The sequence below is a fragment of the Acidovorax sp. SRB_24 genome, from assembly GCF_012931925.1.
Window position 1 is genome coordinate 1 of sequence record NZ_MWOM01000239.1, and the last position, 464, is coordinate 464.

The 464-nt window shown below is 58.0% G+C and carries 1 protein-coding gene; it reads right to left on the bottom strand.

Annotated features, from left to right (window positions below):
- Nucleotides 1-225 precede the first annotated feature (225 nt).
- The coding region (locus B2J89_RS22570) for a hypothetical protein (protein WP_205763934.1) at nucleotides 226-464 on the bottom strand (239 nt) is incomplete at its 5' end.

Sequence of the window (464 nt, forward strand, 5' to 3'; positions counted from 1 at the left end):
GGCTGTGGGGCGTTGCCTTGGCGGCAGCGGGGACGAGGGGCGGTAGGCTGGTTTTCATGGTTTGCAGCGTGCTGGGCGACCGTGGCACTTCATAAGATTCATTTTGAATGAATATTAATGCCAAGCATCCGCCAACGCAACTTGCCATCTTCTCGATCACCTGTGCCTTGGCGCGGCTGCAGCGAATGCACTGGCGTGCGCCCGCAGCTAAAGAATGAGATCTATCTATTTTTTGATAGCAGCCAGCGCTTTACCCACAAGCGCTTGCGGGCGATTTGACCTGAAATCGAGGCATTGAGCGTCCAGATCGAGTCGCACCGGCCACAAACGAAAAAACCTGCCAGCACGCTTGCTGGCAGGTTTTTGGAGCGGTGGCGCGGGCACGCCAGACCGGCGTGCTGCGGCCGCGTTCAGACCTGGGCGTTTTTGTAGTTGGCGATGCCGTCCAGGATTTCCTTGTGCGC